The organism is Alicyclobacillus vulcanalis (assembly GCF_900156755.1).
GTDB classification, from domain to species: Bacteria; Bacillota; Bacilli; order Alicyclobacillales; family Alicyclobacillaceae; genus Alicyclobacillus; species Alicyclobacillus vulcanalis.
Map to the genome: position 1 here is coordinate 395,811 of NZ_FTOO01000001.1, position 16,991 is coordinate 412,801.

Here is a 16,991-nt window from a genome sequence, read left to right on the forward strand (position 1 = left end):
GCGAGACCGAATGCGGGGGGCGAATGATGCAGAACCAGACACAGGCCGGCGAGCGTTTTTCTCCGTTCTTAACGTTGTCGCGCGACGAGTGGAGCCGCTTACGCGATTCCACGCCACTCCTTCTCTCGGAGGCAGATCTCGCCCAGCTTCACGGACTGAATGAACGCGTATCCCTCGAGGAAGTCGAAGAGGTCTATCTCCCGCTCTCGCGCCTTTTGAACTTATACGTCGGCGCGACGCAGAATCTCTATGAGGCCACGCACGCATTCCTCGGCCATCAGTCGCGCAAGGTGCCTTACATCATCGGCATTGCGGGAAGTGTCGCCGTCGGCAAAAGCACCACGGCGCGCATTATTCAGGCGCTCTTGTCGCGCTGGCCCAATCACCCGAAGGTCGATCTCGTCACCACCGATGGCTTCCTCTATCCGAATGCCGAACTCGAGCGCCGCGGCTTGATGCAAAGAAAGGGCTTTCCCGAGAGCTACGACACGCGCCGGCTCATCCGCTTTTTGGCTGACATCAAATCCGGCAAACCGCGCGTCGAGGCGCCTGTCTACTCGCACATCGAGTACGACATCGTGCGGGGCGAGCGCATCGTCGTGGAGCAACCCGACATTCTGATTCTGGAAGGGCTCAATGTGCTGCAGACCCGGATGTCTACCAGCGGGCGTCCGATGACGATCTTCGTCTCCGATTTCTTCGATTTCTCCATTTACGTCGATGCGCCCGAGGATCTGATCCGCGGCTGGTACATCGACCGTTTTCTCAAGCTGCGCGAGACAGCGTTCCGCGATCCCAAGTCGTATTTTCGCCGTTACGCCGATCTCTCCGACGAAGAGGCGGTGCAAACGGCGACGCGCATCTGGGAAGAAATTAACGCCAAAAATTTGCGGGAAAACATTGCGCCCACAAAATCCCGGGCTGACCTCATCCTTGCCAAAGGCGCACAGCACCGGGTACAGGAAGTGCATTTGCGCAAGATATGAACGGGTGTTTCCGCGTTGCGCACCTCTCGCAAACGCGCTACACTGAAGGTGATGGGACGATATGAGGATCCTACGGGACGAAAAATGTCCCTTGCGTCGCACGTAGGATGCTCCCCGAAGATAGGCGTGCTGGCGACACGACCACCGATGGGAGAAGTGGCATGCAGTGGACCGAGTGGGCGGCGGTTGAACGGATCGCGCCCGAATTGGTGAGGGCAATCGAGCACCGCGTGCGCGTGATGCAGCGCATCGACGCACACGCGCCCATTGGGCGGCGAGCTTTGGCCCAAGCCATGGGCCAGTCGGAGCGGACGCTTCGCACCGAACTGGACTATTTGAAACAGCTCGGGCTCGTCGCGACGTCTTCGTCTGGGGTCTCGCTGACGCCGGAGGGCAAGGCGCTGCTCGCTGAACTTGAGCCGCTCGTGGCAGAGCTTGCCGGGCGGTCGGACTTGGCGTGGCGCGTTTCGGCGCTTCTTCGCATTCCGCGCGTCGTGGTGGTGGAAGGCGACGCCGATGAAGATGCGTGGGTCACCGAGCGCATTGGCCAGGCCGGCGCGGACCTCATCACCGAGGTGTTGCAGGACGGAGACATCATCGCGGTGACGGGCGGCACGACCGTGGCAGCCGTCGCGAAGGCGATGAGCTCCAAGCCGCTCAAGCAACGCATCACGGTGGTGCCCGCCAGGGGCACGGTTGGCGAGATTGTGGCGTACCAGGCCAACACCATCGCTTCCGAGCTCGCGGCGAAACTCGGCGGATCGTCCGTTCTCTTGCAGATCTCCGACAGCCTGTCCCAAAAGGCGCTCGAACAGCTCTTGGATGACCCCTACATTCAGGAGCGATTGCCCATCATTCGCCAGGCGACGGTTGTCGTGCACGGCGTGGGGGATGCGCTCGCGATGGCCAGGCGGCGTCACGCCACCGAGGAGGAGCTTAGGCTCCTCGTCGAACGGGAGGCGAAGGCCGAGGCCTTCGGGCACTACTTCAACGCGCGCGGCGAAGTCGTCTACGCCATGCGGACCATCGGGCTCCGGCTCGACGACGTCGCGCGGGCGCGGGTCGTGATCGCCGTGGCAGGCGGACAGAAAAAGGCGCAGGCCATCGCCAGCGTGGCAAACGCCTATCGCATCGACGTGTTGGTGACGGATGAAGGCGCAGCGCGCCGCATCTTGCAGCTCGAAACTTCAGCAGGCAAGGAGAGGGTCGAACATGGCAGTGAAGGTTGGCATTAACGGCTTCGGCCGCATTGGCCGCAACGTCTTCCGCGCGGCGCTTCACAATCCGAACATCGATATCGTGGCGGTCAACGACCTGACCAACGCGGAGACACTTGCCGCGCTCCTCAAGTACGACTCGGTGCATGGGATCCTGCCTGAGGATGTCCAGGCCGAGGGCAACGATCTCGTCGTCGCCGGGAAGACCGTGAAGGTGTTCGCGGAGCGGGATCCGGGCGCCATTCCGTGGGGGGAGATCGGCGTCGATATCGTGATCGAGTCGACGGGTCTGTTCACCGACCGCGAAAAGGCGGAGGTGCACATCACGAAGGGTGGCGCGAAGAAGGTCATCATTTCGGCTCCGGCCAAGAACGAGGACATCACCATCGTGATGGGCGTCAACCACGAGATGTACGATCCGGCCAAACATCACGTGGTGTCGAACGCGTCCTGCACGACCAACTGCCTCGCGCCGGTGGCCAAGGTGATTGACGACGAGTTCGGCATCGTGAAGGGCCTCATGACGACGGTGCACTCGTACACGAACGACCAGCGCATCCTTGACCTGCCTCACAGCGATTTGCGCCGCGCTCGCGCCGCTGCGCTCAGCATCATCCCGACGACGACGGGCGCCGCCAAGGCCGTGGGCCTCGTGCTTCCTCACCTGAAGGGCCGCCTCAACGGCATGGCGATGCGCGTGCCGACGCCGAACGTTTCGCTCGTCGACTTCGTGGCGCAGACCAAGAAGCCTGTGACCGTCGAAGAGGTCAATGCCGCGCTGAAGCGCGCAGCGGAAGGTCCGCTGAAGGGCATCCTCGCGTACAACGAGCTGCCGCTCGTGTCCAAGGACTACAACGGCGACGCGCACTCGTCCACGGTCGACGGCCTTTCGACCATGATCATCGACGACATGGTGAAGGTCATCGCCTGGTACGACAACGAGTGGGGTTACTCGAACCGCGTCGTCGATCTCGCCTGCTACATCGCGTCGAAGATGTGACGCTCTCATTCAAGAGCCCGCGCCGATGGTGCCGACGGCACAGGCGCGGGCTCTTTCGTTGTGCGCCCATGGTCTCGTCGGAGGGATGTCGGGCGCGTGTCGCCCTGTGAGGATCACGTACCCCTTGACGCCGAAGTGAGGGATATGCGGTGAGATTCGTATCGTGGAATGTGAACGGGCTTCGCGCCTGCGTGAAAAAAGGGGCTTTTCTACCGTATTTCGAGTCGGTCGATGCGGACGTGTTCTGCGTGCAGGAGACGAAGCTTCAGGCGGGACAGATTGACCTGGCCATCGGAGACGCGTACCAGCAATTTTGGAACTACGCAGATCGCAAAGGATATTCCGGGACGGCGGTCTTCACGCGGATTCCGCCGCTCGATGTGCGCTACGGATTCGGCGACGGCGTGGACCCCGAAGGGCGCCTGATCACACTGGAGTTTCCCGAGTTCTTCCTTGTCACCGTCTACACGCCGAATGCCAAACGAGACCTGTCGCGCCTGCCGTATCGGCTGGAGTGGGAGGACGCGTTTCGCGCTTATCTCTGCGCGCTGGACCGGGCGAAGCCTGTGATCGCGTGCGGAGACTTTAACGTGGCCCATCAGGAAATCGACATCAAAAATGCAAAATCGAATCGCGGAAACTCGGGATTCACCGACGAAGAGCGCGCCAAGATGACGGAATTGCTCGCCGCCGGCTTCGTGGACACGTTTCGAGATCTGTATCCCGACGTGACGGACAAGTACACCTGGTGGTCGAACATGCCCGGCGTCAGAGAGCGCAACATTGGTTGGCGGATCGACTACTTCGTCGTCAGCGAGCGGCTGCGAGAACGGGTTCGCGAAGCGCGCATTGACGATCACGTCCTAGGCAGCGACCACTGCCCGGTGGTGTTGGACATCTCGCTCGAGTGAGCGGGGGGCAGGAAGTGAAAGATTGCCCTCAAAAATGCGAAAGATTGCTCGCTGTGCGGCGTCCCCGCCTTGCGTACAATGAAGTCGTACGTACAAGGAGGGGAGTGAGGGTGCAGGAAATCCTGCGGGTAGAAGGCATATCCAAGCAATTCCCAGGCGTCAAGGCGCTGGATGGGGCACGTTTCTCGCTGCGCAAAGGAGAGGTCCATGTGTTGCTCGGCGAGAACGGAGCCGGGAAGTCGACGCTCATGAACGTGATCGGGGGGGTGTATCGGCCGGACGAAGGCCGGATGTGGCTGCGCGGGGAGCCCTACCGCCCGCAGTCCGCGCTGGATGCGTTGAGGGCGGGTGTGGCGGTCATCCACCAGGAGCTTCAACTGTGCCCTGCACAGTCCGTGGCCGAGAACGTGTTTCTCGGGGATGAACAGCGCAGCATGGGGTGGTTACGAAAAAAGCAGATGGAAGAAGAGGCTGCCCAAATGCTCGCGGAGTTGGGACTTGAGATCGATCCGCGCACGCCGGTAGGGCAGCTCGGCATTGCCGCACAGCAGCTCGTGGAGATCGCCAAAATGGTGAGGCGCAAACCCGACGTCTTGGTGATGGACGAACCGACTGCGTCGCTCAGTGAGCGGGAGGTGGACCGCCTCTTCGATATTATTCAGAGGCTCAAGCGCGCGGGCATGTCGATGATTTATATTTCGCACCGCTTGAATGAAATCCCGCGCATTGGCGATCGCGTGACCATCATGAGGGACGGGAGAACCATCGACACGCTCGACGTGAGGCCCGGAGATCGGGACCGCTGGATTCAGTTGATGGTGGGGCGAGAGGTCCATCAGATGTCTTTTGAGCCAGTGGCTCGAGGCGATGCTTTGCTTTCGGTGAAAGGGCTTACACGACATGGCGCGTTTCGAAATGTGACATTTGACGTGCATGCTGGAGAAATTGTGGCCCTTGCCGGCATGGTGGGATCAGGACGCACGGAGGTGCTGCGCGCCATCTTCGGCGTGGACCCGGTGGATGCAGGAGAGATTTGGGTACGGGGCCGCCGCGTTCGCATTCGGGGCCCTGCGGATGCCATTCGACTCGGCATTGGACTTCTGCCCGAGGACCGAAAGGCGCAGGGACTGGTGCTGGAGCAGGCGATCGCACATAACGTCGCGCTTGCCTCGTATCCTCGCGTGAACGGGCCACTGTGGTACCGCGGCGGACGTGTCGAAAAGCTTGCAAACTTATACGGACAACGACTGAGGATTAAGATGTCGAGATCGTCCGAACGTGTTGCGGCGTTGTCGGGTGGGAACCAGCAAAAGGTGATGCTCGCTCGATGGCTTGCTGCGGAAAGCGAGATTCTCATGATCGATGAGCCGACGCGAGGAGTCGATATCGCCGCCAAGTTTGAAATTTACCATCTGCTGCATGAGCTTCGGCAGAAGGGACTCGCGATTTTGATGGTGTCCTCGGAGCTACCTGAGGTGCTGACGCTGGCGGATCGCATCCTCGTGATGAGGGAGGGCGAGATTGCAAAGGAACTGCCGAGAGAAGGCGCGAGCGAGGAGGTGATTGCGCAATGGGCGATGGCGGGATCTCGTCTGTAGAAACCAAGTCAAGTGAGGTGGTGGCAAGGACGTCCATGAGGGCACGCTGGCTTAGCGCCCGCTTGAACCAGACCGGCGCGCTTCTGGCGCTCATTCTTTTGGCGGGTGCGCTCAGTCTGGCTTCGCCTGCATTCAGGACATGGGGAAACATCCAAGACATCGTGGTGCAGGCGAGCATCGTGGCCATCATGGCGGCTGGGCAGACCTTTGTGATTGGCACCGGCGGAATTGACCTTTCTGTAGGGTCCATTGTCGGGCTGTCGGGTGTCATTTCGGCGATGTTGATGAGCACAGATAAAGCGGTCGGCGGCATGGGGCATGGCGTGATCGTCGCGGTCCTTGCGGGCCTGGGCGTGGGAGCGGTCGTCGGGTTGTTTAACGGGTTGGCGGTTGCCAAGCTTGGCATGGCGCCGTTCATCGTCACGCTTGGGACGATGGAGATGGTGCGTGGCCTGGCGTACGTGCTGACGCAGGGCGAGACCATCGACGCGCTGCCCAATGCCTTCAATAACCTCGCCACAAACACGTTCTTAGGGGTTTCGGATCTCATCTGGATCACCATTGGGGTCTACGTCATCTGCTGGATTTTGCTTTCGCGCACGTTGTTCGGCAAGTACACGCTGTCCATCGGAGGCAATGAATTCGCCACGCGTCTGTCGGGCGTGCGCGTGGACCGCGTGATTGTCGGCGTGTATGTGCTTTCAGGCGTTCTGTCGGCGCTGGCGGGCATTCTGTTGGACGCGCGCCTCCAATCCGGCATCAGCACAAACGGCGACGGTTATGAACTCGATACGATTGCCGGCGTGGTCATCGGTGGCACGAGTCTTTCCGGCGGATCGGCGAGCATGTTCGGGAGTCTGGTGGGCGTTCTCATCATGTCATGCGTCCGGGATGGCCTGACGTTGCTCAATGTGAACACGTATTGGAGCGACGTGGTCATGGGGCTCATCATCGTGCTGGCGGTGCTGACGGACATCCTGCGAAAGCGACTTTCGGTCAAACGCTGGTTTCGACGGGTGGTCACGCACAGGCGGATCGCAAACGAAATCCAGTCTGACTTCCATTGAGGAGAATGGAGATGGTCTGATGAAAAAGCGGGAAAAACGCGGCAAACAGGCTCGTCGACAAATGAAGTGGGGGAGGTGGCTCGGCGCTGCGGCCGCGTGCCTGAGTGCTCTAGCGCTCGGCCCTGGGCACGCGCAGGCAGCAAGTGCGGGTCAAAAGACCATTGCCATCCTTCCTCCGGGTATGACCAGTCCGTTTTATGTACAGATCGTGCAAGGCGCTCGCAAGATCGCTCAGGAGTACGGGTACAAGGTCATTGTCGAGGCGCCCCCCGCGGAATCGGACTTTAACACGCAGGTCAGCATGATGGAAAATCTCGTGTCGGAACACGTGTCAGCCATCGCCGTGTGCCCCATGGACGACAAGGCGATTGGCACGGCGATTTTACAGGCCAACAAAGCGCACATTCCGGTCTTCATCTTTAATGGACTGGCGTCCACGGGGGCTGGCAATGTCACCGAGTACATCGGCTACAACCAGCGCGAAGCCGCGCACAAGCTGGCGCAATTTACGGTTCAAGTCCTCCATGGGCACGGGAACATCATGATTCTGGATGGCATCCCGAGCTACTACAATACGGAACGCGTCGGAGGATACAAGGAGATCATCAAGAACTATCCGAATATACACATTGTGGAGGAACAACAGGCGGATTGGCTGCGCAGCGAGGGCTTGTCGGTCACCATGCAGGCGCTGCAAGCGCATCCGAATATTCAGTTGGTCTATGGCGCCAGCGATGAAATGGACATTGGCGCAGCCATCGCGGCCAGCCAGATGCACAAGCACATTTACACCATTGGCATCGATGGGAATCCGGTCACGCTGCAGGATATCCAGAGCGGCCTCGTGACGGCGACCATTGGGACTTTCCCGTACCAGATGGGGGAGACCGTGGTCGAGCAAATGCACAAGTACTTCATGGGCCAATCCATTCCGAAGTTCTTGGAGACGCCGACCGTTCTTGTCACCAAATCCAACCTGCAAGCGTACGAGAGCGGAAAGCTTTGGACCGCTCCCAAAGCCTCTCACGAGGAAGTCGAGATGTAGCAAGACGGCGCCGGGCGCACTGCGCCCGGCCGTGAAGGGAGGCGCGGTCTTGCGAATCCTCATTGCGGACGACGAGCCGATTGTGCGCAGGGGACTGCGCGCAGTCTGCGAGAGTTCAGGTGTGGCTACGGCTGTCTTCGAAGCTGCGGACGGAGAGCGCGTGTTGGAAATTCTGGCACACGAGGCCATCGACCTCGCGTTTCTCGATGTGTGCATGCCGTGCTTGGGTGGGCTCGACGCGCTCGAGCAGGTGCCACCCGAGCGGCGTCCCGCCGTGAACGTCATTGTGAGCGGTTACAGCGAATTCGGTTATGCGCAGCGCGCCATCCGGCTGGGGGTCATGGAATACCTTCTCAAACCTGCGGGTGCAGGAGAGATTCGCGACGTGATCAGCCGTTCCGTCGAGCGTATTGCGAAACGAGAGGCCGGGGTCAGTGTTTGTTCCGCCGACAGCCAGGACGTGATCGCACACGCAGTTCAATACATCGAGTCGCGCATTTCAGGCCGGTTGCGCCTCCAAGACGTGGCGGCCGCCATCCATGTCTCGCCGACGTACTTGGCGGCGCTTTTCAGGAGGAAGATGCAACTCACGTTTCTTGAATACGTGCACATGCGGAAGATGGAGATTGCCGCCGCGCTGCTTCGGCAGGGCGTGCGCATCGCAGACGCGGCTCGCAGCGTGGGTTTTGAGGACCTGCGTCACTTTTGTGAAATCTTTGAAAGGCATACAGGTGTGCATCCGCGGTCATACGCCCAGGTCGCGCGCGCCGCGAGCGAGGGGCACTGAACCGGGCTGACCGCCGACACCAAAGGGGGATGACGGTGATCGCCATTCGCCGCCTAGGTCGTTCACTGACGGTTTGGATATGGATGGTGACCTGGGTGCTGATGATGTCCTGTCTGGTCATCCTCGGAAGTTTTGTGATGCGCAAGCTGCGCGCCATCTCGGAGGAAGTCGGGCGCCGCTCGTTGGTGACGTTCGTTGTCCAGACGGCTGATTACTTAAACGAGCAGTTTTTATCGGTCGAGCGCACGGCCCTTCGCACGCTGGTCTCGGATCCGGTCATCCAATGTGAAATTGACTTCCGCGAGCCTCCAAAGGGCTATACGCCGTACACCATGTACACGTACGTGAACCGGCTCCTGACCCAGGTGCAGCGCAACCACGATGAGCTCATTGACACGGTCATGCTGCTTCTGGACAACGGCATGGAGTTCGTGGACGAAGGCCATCAGCTTGCTCCATACCGTCCCATCGATCAGCCTTATCAGTGGTTTGTCCAACATACCTTCTTTAACACCACGCCCGTTTGGATAGGGGAGCAGCCGCCGGCTGAGTGGTTGTTCGACGATCACCGGCCGCGCTTTTTCGTGTCGCAGTGGCTGCCGACGACACCTTCAGACGCTATCGTGGTGATCGGCATCAAGCCCGAGTATGTTCGCACGGTCATGGAAAGCGTGAGCACAGGGCGGGACGCCGATCTCGCCGTGTTAGACGAGCACGGCCACTGGCTCACTGGGCTTGCCCCGCCGAGCGATTTGTCCAAGCCGTTGGAGCGGGTCGTGAGTCGGGCAGCCGCCGACGGCATTGCCACGACGCCGTCCGGATCGTTGGTTGTCGCCGTGGCGTCCATTCCGCTGAACGGTTGGAAGGTCGTGTCGTGGATTCCGTCGGCTTCTTTAACGGAGGGCGCCGATGATCACCTGCGGGGCTGGATGTTTGCCGCGCTCGCTTGGGGATCGATGGCCTCGTTGTTTATCGCGTTTATCTTCTCCCGCATGGTGGCTCGTCCGCTCAACCGCTTGACGGAGGCTATGTCGCTCGTCGAGCAGGGTGATTTGTCCGTGCGGCTCGACACGCGACTCGGTTGGTATGAGTTTCAGGTTCTTGCGCAGGGCTTCGACCGCCTGGTCAGCGAGATCCACCGATTGCTCGAGCAGACGAAGCTTCAGGAGGAAGAAAAGCGTCAGCTCGAATTTGCGGCGCTGCAGGCCCAAATCAATCCCCATTTTTTATACAACACGCTTGACTCGATCTACTGGATGGCGTATGCACGAGAGGAGCGGGAGATTGAGCAACTCGTGTATGCGCTTGGCCGTTTTCTCCGCCTGTCGTTGAGCGACCCCAGAGCTTTCCTCACACTCAGTGAGGAGCTTGAACACGTACAGCGCTATGTCGAAATTCAAAACATACGTTTTCAAGGAAGGATCCGCGTGGAACTCGTGGCCGATCCGTCCGTGCTTCAGGTGCACGTTCCCAAGTTCACGCTGCAGCCCTTGGTGGAGAACAGCATCCTTCACGGCTTCGCGGAACGCTCTGAAGGCCGCATCACCATCCGCGCTCATCGGCAAGATGCGGGATACGTGGTCATTGAGGTCGAGGACGACGGACGCCCTCCATCCGCTGAATCCAAGGCCGATCCGCAGCGGGAACGCACCGGTCTGGGCATCAAAAATTTGGTCCGCCGGCTTCAACTTTATTTCGGCCCCGAATTCTCGTTCGACATGCGAACGACGGCGTTCGGCACCTGTGTTCGGCTCCGGCTTCCCGTGAGTTCCGGCGGACTGTCCCATCGCTCGCCAGACGGAAATGGGGGAGACTGGAATGCGAGCGCGCGCCCGCGCATGTAGCGTGCGGGCGCGCCGTTCACCCTTACGTTTCATTTCTCCATGGTCACGTGCGCACAATCGTCTGTTCGCGGCTCGGTCCCACGCTCACGAAGCGAATCGGTACGCCGACCTGCTCCTCAATGAAGTGCACATACTGTTGAGCCGCTTCCGGGAGTTCGTCAAACCTGCGACACGCCCCAATGTCCTCGCGCCAGCCAGGCAGCGTTTCATACACAGGCTTCACGCGTTCCATGTCGTATGCCGCTGGTGGCCATGCGAGACGATGTCCGTCGAGCTCGTAGGCGATGGCCACCTGAATTTCGTCGAGGCCCGAGAGCACGTCGAGCTTCATGAGGGCGAGCTCCGTGTATCCGTTGATCCATGCGCCGTAGCGCAGTGACGGGAGATCCAGCCATCCACAGCCGCGCGGGCGGCCTGTCGTGGCTCCGAACTCGTGGCCGCGATCGCGAAGGAACGCCCCGAACTCGTCATCTAATTCGGTCGGGAAAGGTCCTTCGCCTACCGCCGTGGTGTATGCCTTCGTGATGCCTGTGATGCGCTCCAACTTGGTGGGCGGCACACCGGCCCCGGCGCACACCGCGCCCGCAATGGGGTTGGACGAGGTGACAAACGGGTACACGCCCCAGTCGAGATCGCGCATAATGCCGAGCTGGCCCTCAAACAAGACGTGTTTGTTGGCGACGGCCGCTTCGTACAGGAGGGGCGTGGTGTCCGCGATGTACGGAAGGAGCCGTTCCCGCGCCGCGGCGATGGGCGCCCAAACGTCCTCCCACGTGCCGTAGCGCTCGAGCCCAGGCAGACGGCGGCACTTGGCCTCAAACGCGGCCTGAATGCGCTCTTTCAGGCGGTGGAGGTCTCTCATTTCGCCCATTTGGATGCCGAAGCGACCCACTTTATCCTGATACGCCGGGCCAATGCCCTGCAGCGTCGTGCCCACCTTCTTCGATCTCGCCTCTTCTTCCCACATGTCCTGCCAAATGTGATACGGCAGCACCATGTGCGCGCGGTCCGAAATGACGAGCCGCCTGGTGTCGATCCCGGCTTCCGCCAGAGCTGTGAGTTCCTCGACCAACTTCGGCGGGTTGACGACGACGCCGGCCCCGAGGACGCACAACGTGTGCGGGTGGAAGATGCCCGAGGGCACCAGGTGGAGTGCGAACTTTCCGTATGCATTCACGATGGTGTGCCCGGCGTTGCCGCCACCTTGATACCGGACGACGATGTCTGCCGTTTCCGCCAGATAATCGACCATTTTCCCCTTGCCTTCGTCGCCATACTGAGCGCCCACAACCGCATGAAACATCCGGCGTTCCCTCCTTGTTCACAGCACCAGTGTACGCCCTGCCTTTCCATGTGTAAAATGAATGATACGTATCATTTTCATTCTCGTGGCGCATGGAGTGATGGGAATGTTCGAGGCCCTGCGAGCGCTTGTGACCGTCGTCTCGCTCGGTAGCGTGTCCGAGGCGGCGCGGGCGCTGCACGTGACGCAACCCACCGTGACCAGGCAAATCCAGCAGCTGGAGCGCCAGTTCGGGCAGGCGCTTTTCGATCGGAGCGGAAAGCGTCTCGCGCTGACGCCGGCAGGCGAGCGCGTCCACGCGTACGCGCTCGAAGTCCTGCGCAAGCAGGAGGAACTCGCGGAGTCGCTTCTCGAGATGTCGAATCCAGAAGCGGGTCTCGTGCGCATTGGGGCAGGGCTGTCTCCGACTTTATACCGCCTGCCGGCGCTGGTGGCTCGCTACGCGTCGATCCACCCTCGCGTGCGGTTTCAGGTGGTGACGGGATCGTCCAAGGTCACTTTGGAGCGCCTCGCGTCTCGCGCGGTCGATCTCGCCATCGTGACGACGCCCCCAGATGGCGACGCGGGCGTGGAGCTTGTGGCCTTGTGGCGGGACGAGCTGGTGGCCGTGGCGCCGTCTTACCACGCGCTCGCGGGCAAGCGCGCCACCATCGCGGAGCTCGCAGAGCATCCGCTGGTGGTCATGCACGGCGAGTCGGGATTGCGCCGGCAGATCGACGAGTTGCTGCACAGGGCGGGGGTGGATCGGCCCGCGCCGCCGGTGATGGAGACGGACAGCCTCGAGGCGATGAACCGGTTCGTTCAGGCGGGCCTCGGGCTCGCGGTGGTGCCGTGGCCTGCCGTAGCGGACGACGTGACGGAGGGCAGGTTGAAGCTCGTTCACATCGTGGGTTGCGATCTCGGCCAGCGGACCGTCACGCTGGTGTGGCGGAAGGAATCGCACATCCCCGCCGCGGCTCGGGCGTTTCTTCGGTGGCTTGCGTCGCAACAAGAGGCGGTGTCGACGGGGTTGCGGTAAGATGAGGACGGTGAGTGACCGATGCGCGTCTTAATCGTCGAGGATGAACCGGGATTGGTGGAGTTTCTGCGCTTGGAACTGGAGCTGTCCGGCGTAGAAGTGGACGTGGCCATGGATGGGGAGAGCGCGCTTGAAAAGGCGAGATCGCAGGTGTACGATCTGCTGCTCGTCGACATTGTGCTGCCAGGCATGAACGGGGTCGAGCTGTGCCGGGAGGTCCGCACGTTTTCCGACGTGCCTGTGATGATGCTGACGGCGAGAGGAGCCGTGGCGGATCGCGTCGGAGGGTTGGACGCGGGGGCGGACGACTACCTCGTCAAGCCGTTTGCCATCGAAGAGCTGTGGGCGCGCATCCGAGCCATTCGACGTCGGTATGAATCGGGCACGGCGCCGTTTCGGTTTGGGGACGCCATGGTTCACTTCGACGCTCATCGCGTGGTGTATAAAGGGCAGGAGGTCGATCTCACGGCGCGGGAATATGACCTGCTTCTCTACCTGCTGCGCAATGTGAATCGGACCTGCTCGAGACAGGAACTGTTGGAGCGCGTGTGGGGTTTTCAGGCGCCGGGGGATACCAACGTGGTGGACGTGTATATTGGGTATTTGCGGCAGAAGTTGGACCCGGAGCGCCGGTACATCAAGACGGTCCGCGGACAGGGCTACCGGCTCGAGGTCGAGGGACCATGAGGTGGGATCGCGGCGCGCGGCGGAGGAGCATTCAGGGCACGATGCTCATCTGGAGCACGCTGTGGTGTGCCGTGGTGCTCGTCGTCTTCACTGTGATGTTCATGGCGTCTTACCAGGCCGAGAGTTTGATCGGCCAGAAGCGGATCATGGAGCTCGAGATGGCGACGCTGCTCGGCCAAGGCGCCGACAAACTGGCGGAGGAAACCGTGACGACGACGTGGGACCGATATGCGGCCGCCACCGATTCGGTCATTCGCCTGACCGATGCCCAGGGCAACGTCCTGTTTCAGATCATGGGCCCCGTGTTCACCGCGCCGGTGGTGGACGACATTGCCTCGAGGGTGCCGATGCCCGCGCTTGGCCCCGACTTTGCGAAACCGCACTGGAGCTATCCGTATGCGTGGCGGGACGCCAATGGGTTTCATCGGGTGCTCGCCCTCACGGAGGGCGTGAGATTCGAAAACGGAGGGTATGGCCAGCTGTCCATTTTCACAGTGCTCGATCCCGTCCGCCAGGCGGGGCTGCACATGCTCACGGTGTTTCTGGTGCTGGATGCGGCCGTGATCGCGCTGTTTGCCGTGGGGATGCGCGTGCTCATCGATCGCGGCTTTCGGCCACTCTCGCGGCTGATGGCTGGCATTCAGCAGGTGGAGTGGCGCAGGGCGGGGAGGCTCACGTTCACCGACTTGCCGCCGGAGCTCATGTCGCTCCAGGAATCGGTCAATCAGATGCTCGACCGGATCGATGTGGCGATGGACGAGCAGCGCCGCTTCGTGGCGGATGCGTCGCACGAGCTGCGGACGCCGCTCGCGATCATTGCGGGACATGCGAATCTGTTGCGCCGATGGGGCAGGGACAATGCGCGCGTTTGGGAGCCGGCGGTGCGCAACATCGTGCAGGAGGTCGGGCGGCTGCAGCGGCTGGTGGACGAATTGCTCGCGCTCTCCAACCTGGATCAGGTGGACGAGCTCCCGGTGGGCGGGGGAATGGGCCAGGACGAGATGGATGAGTTGTTCGCTCGCCTGCGGGACGACGCGCTTCTTCTGAGGCCGGACCTCGAGATGGAGGTAAGCGTGCACCTCACGCGCGGCGGGCGCGTGGCGATCCAGCCGGATAGGCTGCGGCAGGTCTTGGTCGGACTTTTGGACAACGCCATGCGCCACACGCCCGAGGGCGGCTGGATCCGGCTCGCCGTGCGCGAGGAAGCCACGACGGCCCGCATCACCGTCGCCGATAGCGGCGAAGGCATCCCGGAAGACGTGTTGCCGCATGTGTTCGAGCGGTTTTACCGCGGCGAGGCGGCGCGGCGAGAGGGCCAGGGGGCCGGGCTTGGGCTTGCGATATCCAAACAGGTGGTCGAGCGATACGGGGGCACCATTTACGTGCTGAGTGCGCCGGGCAAGGGCACGACGGTCGTCATTGTGCTGCCGCTGGTGGGCGCGAGGCGCGATTCGGGAGGATGACAGGATGACAGCATGGGATGCGCTTTGGCCGCGGGAAGTCGAGTTGTCGGTGGAGGAGGTGGACGCGTCGCCCCTCGCCAACATCCTGCGAGACGATGAGCTTGGCAAGCAGGTGGCCGTGCGGGAGAGGCTCCCCGTCGTGCGCGTGTGGCGCCACCTTCCCGTGACCGGGCTTGTCGTGAGCCGGCGCGACGTCGCGGGGGAGGCTGGCCAAGCCGCCATGGCGCGGATGGCGGCGGAGGGCTGGCCGCTTTTCGTGCGCTCCACGGGCGGCACCGCCGTGCCGCACGGCGAGGGCATGCTCAACCTCTCGCTCATCTTTCCGCGCCATGCGGAGGGTGCGACGACGGATCGGTATTACCGCATGCTCTGCCAGCCGCTGGTCGAGTGGCTGCAGCGCCTCGGGCTTTGCGCGGAGATGACCGACGTGCCCGGGAGCTACTGCGATGGCAACTATAACGTCGCCATCCGCGGCCGCAAGATCGTCGGCACGGCCCAGGCGTGGCGGGGCGGGCTCGCCGGCATGGCGTCGCGGTATCCCGGCTACGTGCTCGCGCACGGCTGCATCAGCGTATCGCCCGATCTCGACGCCGCCATCGCCGCCATTCAGCGCTTCTACCGCTACGCGGGGCGCGACGACCTGCGCATCGAGCGGGACAAGGCGACCACCCTGACCGAGGCCTCCGGCGCCTCCTGGTCCGACGAGGCGGCGCAGGCGTCACTCGTCGAGTTTCTGCGCGAGCGCCTGCAGGAGCAGGGCATCACGCCTCGCCCTTCGCCTTGACGTCCTCCTCTCCAGGTGGCGCGGCCTTTCTGGGCATCAGGGGCAGTTCGACGCGCACCGTCGTCCCTTTCCCAACGCCTTCGCTCGCGATGGAAATCTTCCCGCCGTGGGCCTCGACAATCCATTTTGCGATGGAGAGGCCGAGCCCCGTGCCCTTCGTCTCGCCGTGGCGCGATCGCGCCGTGTCCACGGTGTAAAACCGGTCGAATACGCGGTCCAGATGCTCCTTTGCGATGCCGATGCCGGTGTCGCGCACGGACACCACCGCCTGATTCCGGGTGCGCGTCGCCGCGATTTCCACCTTTCCGCCCGCGTCGGTGAACTTCATCGCATTGTCAATGAGAATGACAAGCAGCTGGTGCAGGCGGTCGCGATCGCCCAACACCACGAGGGGCTCGTCCGCGCGCACGGCAAGCTCAATGCCCCGCATCTCCGCGATGGTTTCGTACAGGTCGTGGATGCGGTCCAGCAGGTCGTTCAACGCCACCGGGCGCCTGTCCACCGGCATCCGTTCGGAGTCGGATCGCGCGAGCGTGAGCAGGTCCTGGACGAGTTTCGCGAGCCTGCGCGCTTCGCCGTGCGCGTTGTTCAGCCATTCCAGATTCTGCTCCACCGTCTGGTCCGTGTGTTCCATCACAATCCCGAGGTTGGATTGGATCACGGCGAGCGGCGTGCGCAACTCGTGCGACGCGTCGGCGACAAACTCGAGCTGGCGCTGAAACGCCCTGCGGATGGGCTTGAGCATGCGCTCCGACAGGATGAAGCCGACAAGCGTCGCGCCGCAGATGCCAAACAGGCCGACGATGACGATCACGGAACGCAAATCGCTCAAGGCCCGCACCGTCTGGGAGTCGTCCAGGACCGTCGCCACGTACGCCGGCCCGCCCGATCCGGGCGAGATCGGCAGCTCAAACACGCGGTAGTGTTCGCCCTCATGCGCGAAGTTGAAGAACACAGGCCGGTCGGCGCTCCGGCTGAGCCGCTTTTCGAGCGCGTTCGCCAGGTCGGGATCGGCGATCGACGTGTACACGCCGTTGTCGGCGAGCACGAAGTTGATTTCGGGCGATCCCGTCGAGGCGAAGCTCGGGATGCCCGTGAGCACGGCGGTGTCCGCCACGCGGTAGGCGGCCTGGCGCAGCGTGAAGTCGATCCCGCGCGTGACGAACCCGCGGATGATGCCGTAGAGCGCGAGCGACGTGATCGAGTAGAGCACCACCAAGAGGATGACCGTCAACAGGGTCAGCCGCAGGCTCAGTCGCTTAAACAAACCGCACGTCCCTT

Annotated in this window: 15 protein-coding genes; 13 read left to right on the forward strand and 2 right to left on the reverse strand. The window is 62.1% G+C overall.

The features are described 5' to 3' along the window. The first annotated feature begins 26 nt into the window (after positions 1-26). The 9 genes from coaA to BW934_RS01985 all read left to right on the forward strand — a co-directional run bounded on the left by coaA (position 27) and on the right by BW934_RS01985 (position 10,455). Positions 27-986 (forward strand): type I pantothenate kinase, encoded by a 960-nt coding sequence (gene coaA, locus BW934_RS01945; protein WP_076344493.1) that lies wholly within the window; start codon positions 27-29, stop codon positions 984-986. A gap of 161 nt (positions 987-1,147) precedes the next feature. Beyond that, positions 1,148-2,221, forward strand: a complete 1,074-nt coding sequence (locus BW934_RS01950; RefSeq protein WP_076344495.1) for a sugar-binding transcriptional regulator — start codon at positions 1,148-1,150, stop codon at positions 2,219-2,221. Next, on the forward strand, positions 2,199-3,203 hold the full coding sequence (gap, locus tag BW934_RS01955; protein WP_076344497.1) for a type I glyceraldehyde-3-phosphate dehydrogenase: 1,005 nt from the start codon (positions 2,199-2,201) through the stop codon (positions 3,201-3,203). Before BW934_RS01950 ends, gap begins: the two co-directional genes overlap by 23 nt. 149 nt (positions 3,204-3,352) lie before the next feature. Beyond that, positions 3,353-4,114 (forward strand): exodeoxyribonuclease III, encoded by a 762-nt coding sequence (locus BW934_RS01960; protein WP_076344499.1) that lies wholly within the window; start codon positions 3,353-3,355, stop codon positions 4,112-4,114. A 110-nt stretch (positions 4,115-4,224) separates the two neighbouring features. After that, positions 4,225-5,712 carry a sugar ABC transporter ATP-binding protein gene (locus tag BW934_RS01965; protein WP_084182420.1) on the forward strand — a complete coding sequence of 496 codons (1,488 nt, stop codon included), beginning with the start codon at positions 4,225-4,227 and terminating at the stop codon, positions 5,710-5,712. Between the two features lie 35 nt (positions 5,713-5,747). Next, positions 5,748-6,779, forward strand: a complete 1,032-nt coding sequence (locus tag BW934_RS01970; protein WP_159437293.1) for an ABC transporter permease — start codon at positions 5,748-5,750, stop codon at positions 6,777-6,779. A 19-nt stretch (positions 6,780-6,798) separates the two neighbouring features. Further along, positions 6,799-7,824 (forward strand): sugar ABC transporter substrate-binding protein, encoded by a 1,026-nt coding sequence (locus BW934_RS01975; RefSeq protein WP_076344503.1) that lies wholly within the window; start codon positions 6,799-6,801, stop codon positions 7,822-7,824. 49 nt (positions 7,825-7,873) lie between these two features. Further along, on the forward strand, positions 7,874-8,611 hold the full coding sequence (locus BW934_RS01980; protein ID WP_076344505.1) for a response regulator transcription factor: 738 nt from the start codon (positions 7,874-7,876) through the stop codon (positions 8,609-8,611). Positions 8,612-8,640: 29 nt separating this feature from the next. Then, complete coding sequence (locus BW934_RS01985) at positions 8,641-10,455, forward strand: cache domain-containing sensor histidine kinase (protein WP_076344507.1); 1,815 nt, start codon at positions 8,641-8,643, stop codon at positions 10,453-10,455. A 43-nt stretch (positions 10,456-10,498) separates the two neighbouring features. Here the strand turns inward: BW934_RS01985 and BW934_RS01990 are convergent, their stop codons facing one another. Then, complete coding sequence (locus BW934_RS01990; protein ID WP_076344509.1) at positions 10,499-11,758, reverse strand: adenylosuccinate synthase; 1,260 nt, start codon at positions 11,756-11,758, stop codon at positions 10,499-10,501. Positions 11,759-11,864: 106 nt separating this feature from the next. Here BW934_RS01990 and BW934_RS01995 point away from each other — a divergent pair, with 106 nt between their 5' ends. The 4 genes from BW934_RS01995 to BW934_RS02010 are packed head-to-tail and all read left to right on the forward strand — an operon-like array spanning position 11,865 to position 15,710. Then, a complete protein-coding gene (locus BW934_RS01995) occupies positions 11,865-12,776 on the forward strand; it encodes a LysR family transcriptional regulator (RefSeq protein WP_076344511.1) in 912 nt (303 codons plus the stop codon). A 21-nt stretch (positions 12,777-12,797) separates the two neighbouring features. After that, entirely contained in the window at positions 12,798-13,463 is a 666-nt protein-coding gene (locus tag BW934_RS02000) for a response regulator transcription factor (RefSeq protein ID WP_076344513.1), read from the forward strand. Then, complete coding sequence (locus tag BW934_RS02005; RefSeq protein ID WP_076344515.1) at positions 13,460-14,926, forward strand: sensor histidine kinase; 1,467 nt, start codon at positions 13,460-13,462, stop codon at positions 14,924-14,926. Before BW934_RS02000 ends, BW934_RS02005 begins: the two co-directional genes overlap by 4 nt. Positions 14,927-14,930: 4 nt before the next feature. Beyond that, a complete protein-coding gene (locus BW934_RS02010) occupies positions 14,931-15,710 on the forward strand; it encodes a lipoate--protein ligase family protein (protein ID WP_076344517.1) in 780 nt (259 codons plus the stop codon). On the opposite strand, the gene BW934_RS02015 is transcribed toward BW934_RS02010, so the two are convergent. Then, on the reverse strand, positions 15,688-16,977 hold the full coding sequence (locus BW934_RS02015) for a sensor histidine kinase (protein WP_076344519.1): 1,290 nt from the start codon (positions 16,975-16,977) through the stop codon (positions 15,688-15,690). The genes BW934_RS02010 and BW934_RS02015 overlap by 23 nt on opposite strands. Positions 16,978-16,991 lie beyond the last annotated feature (14 nt).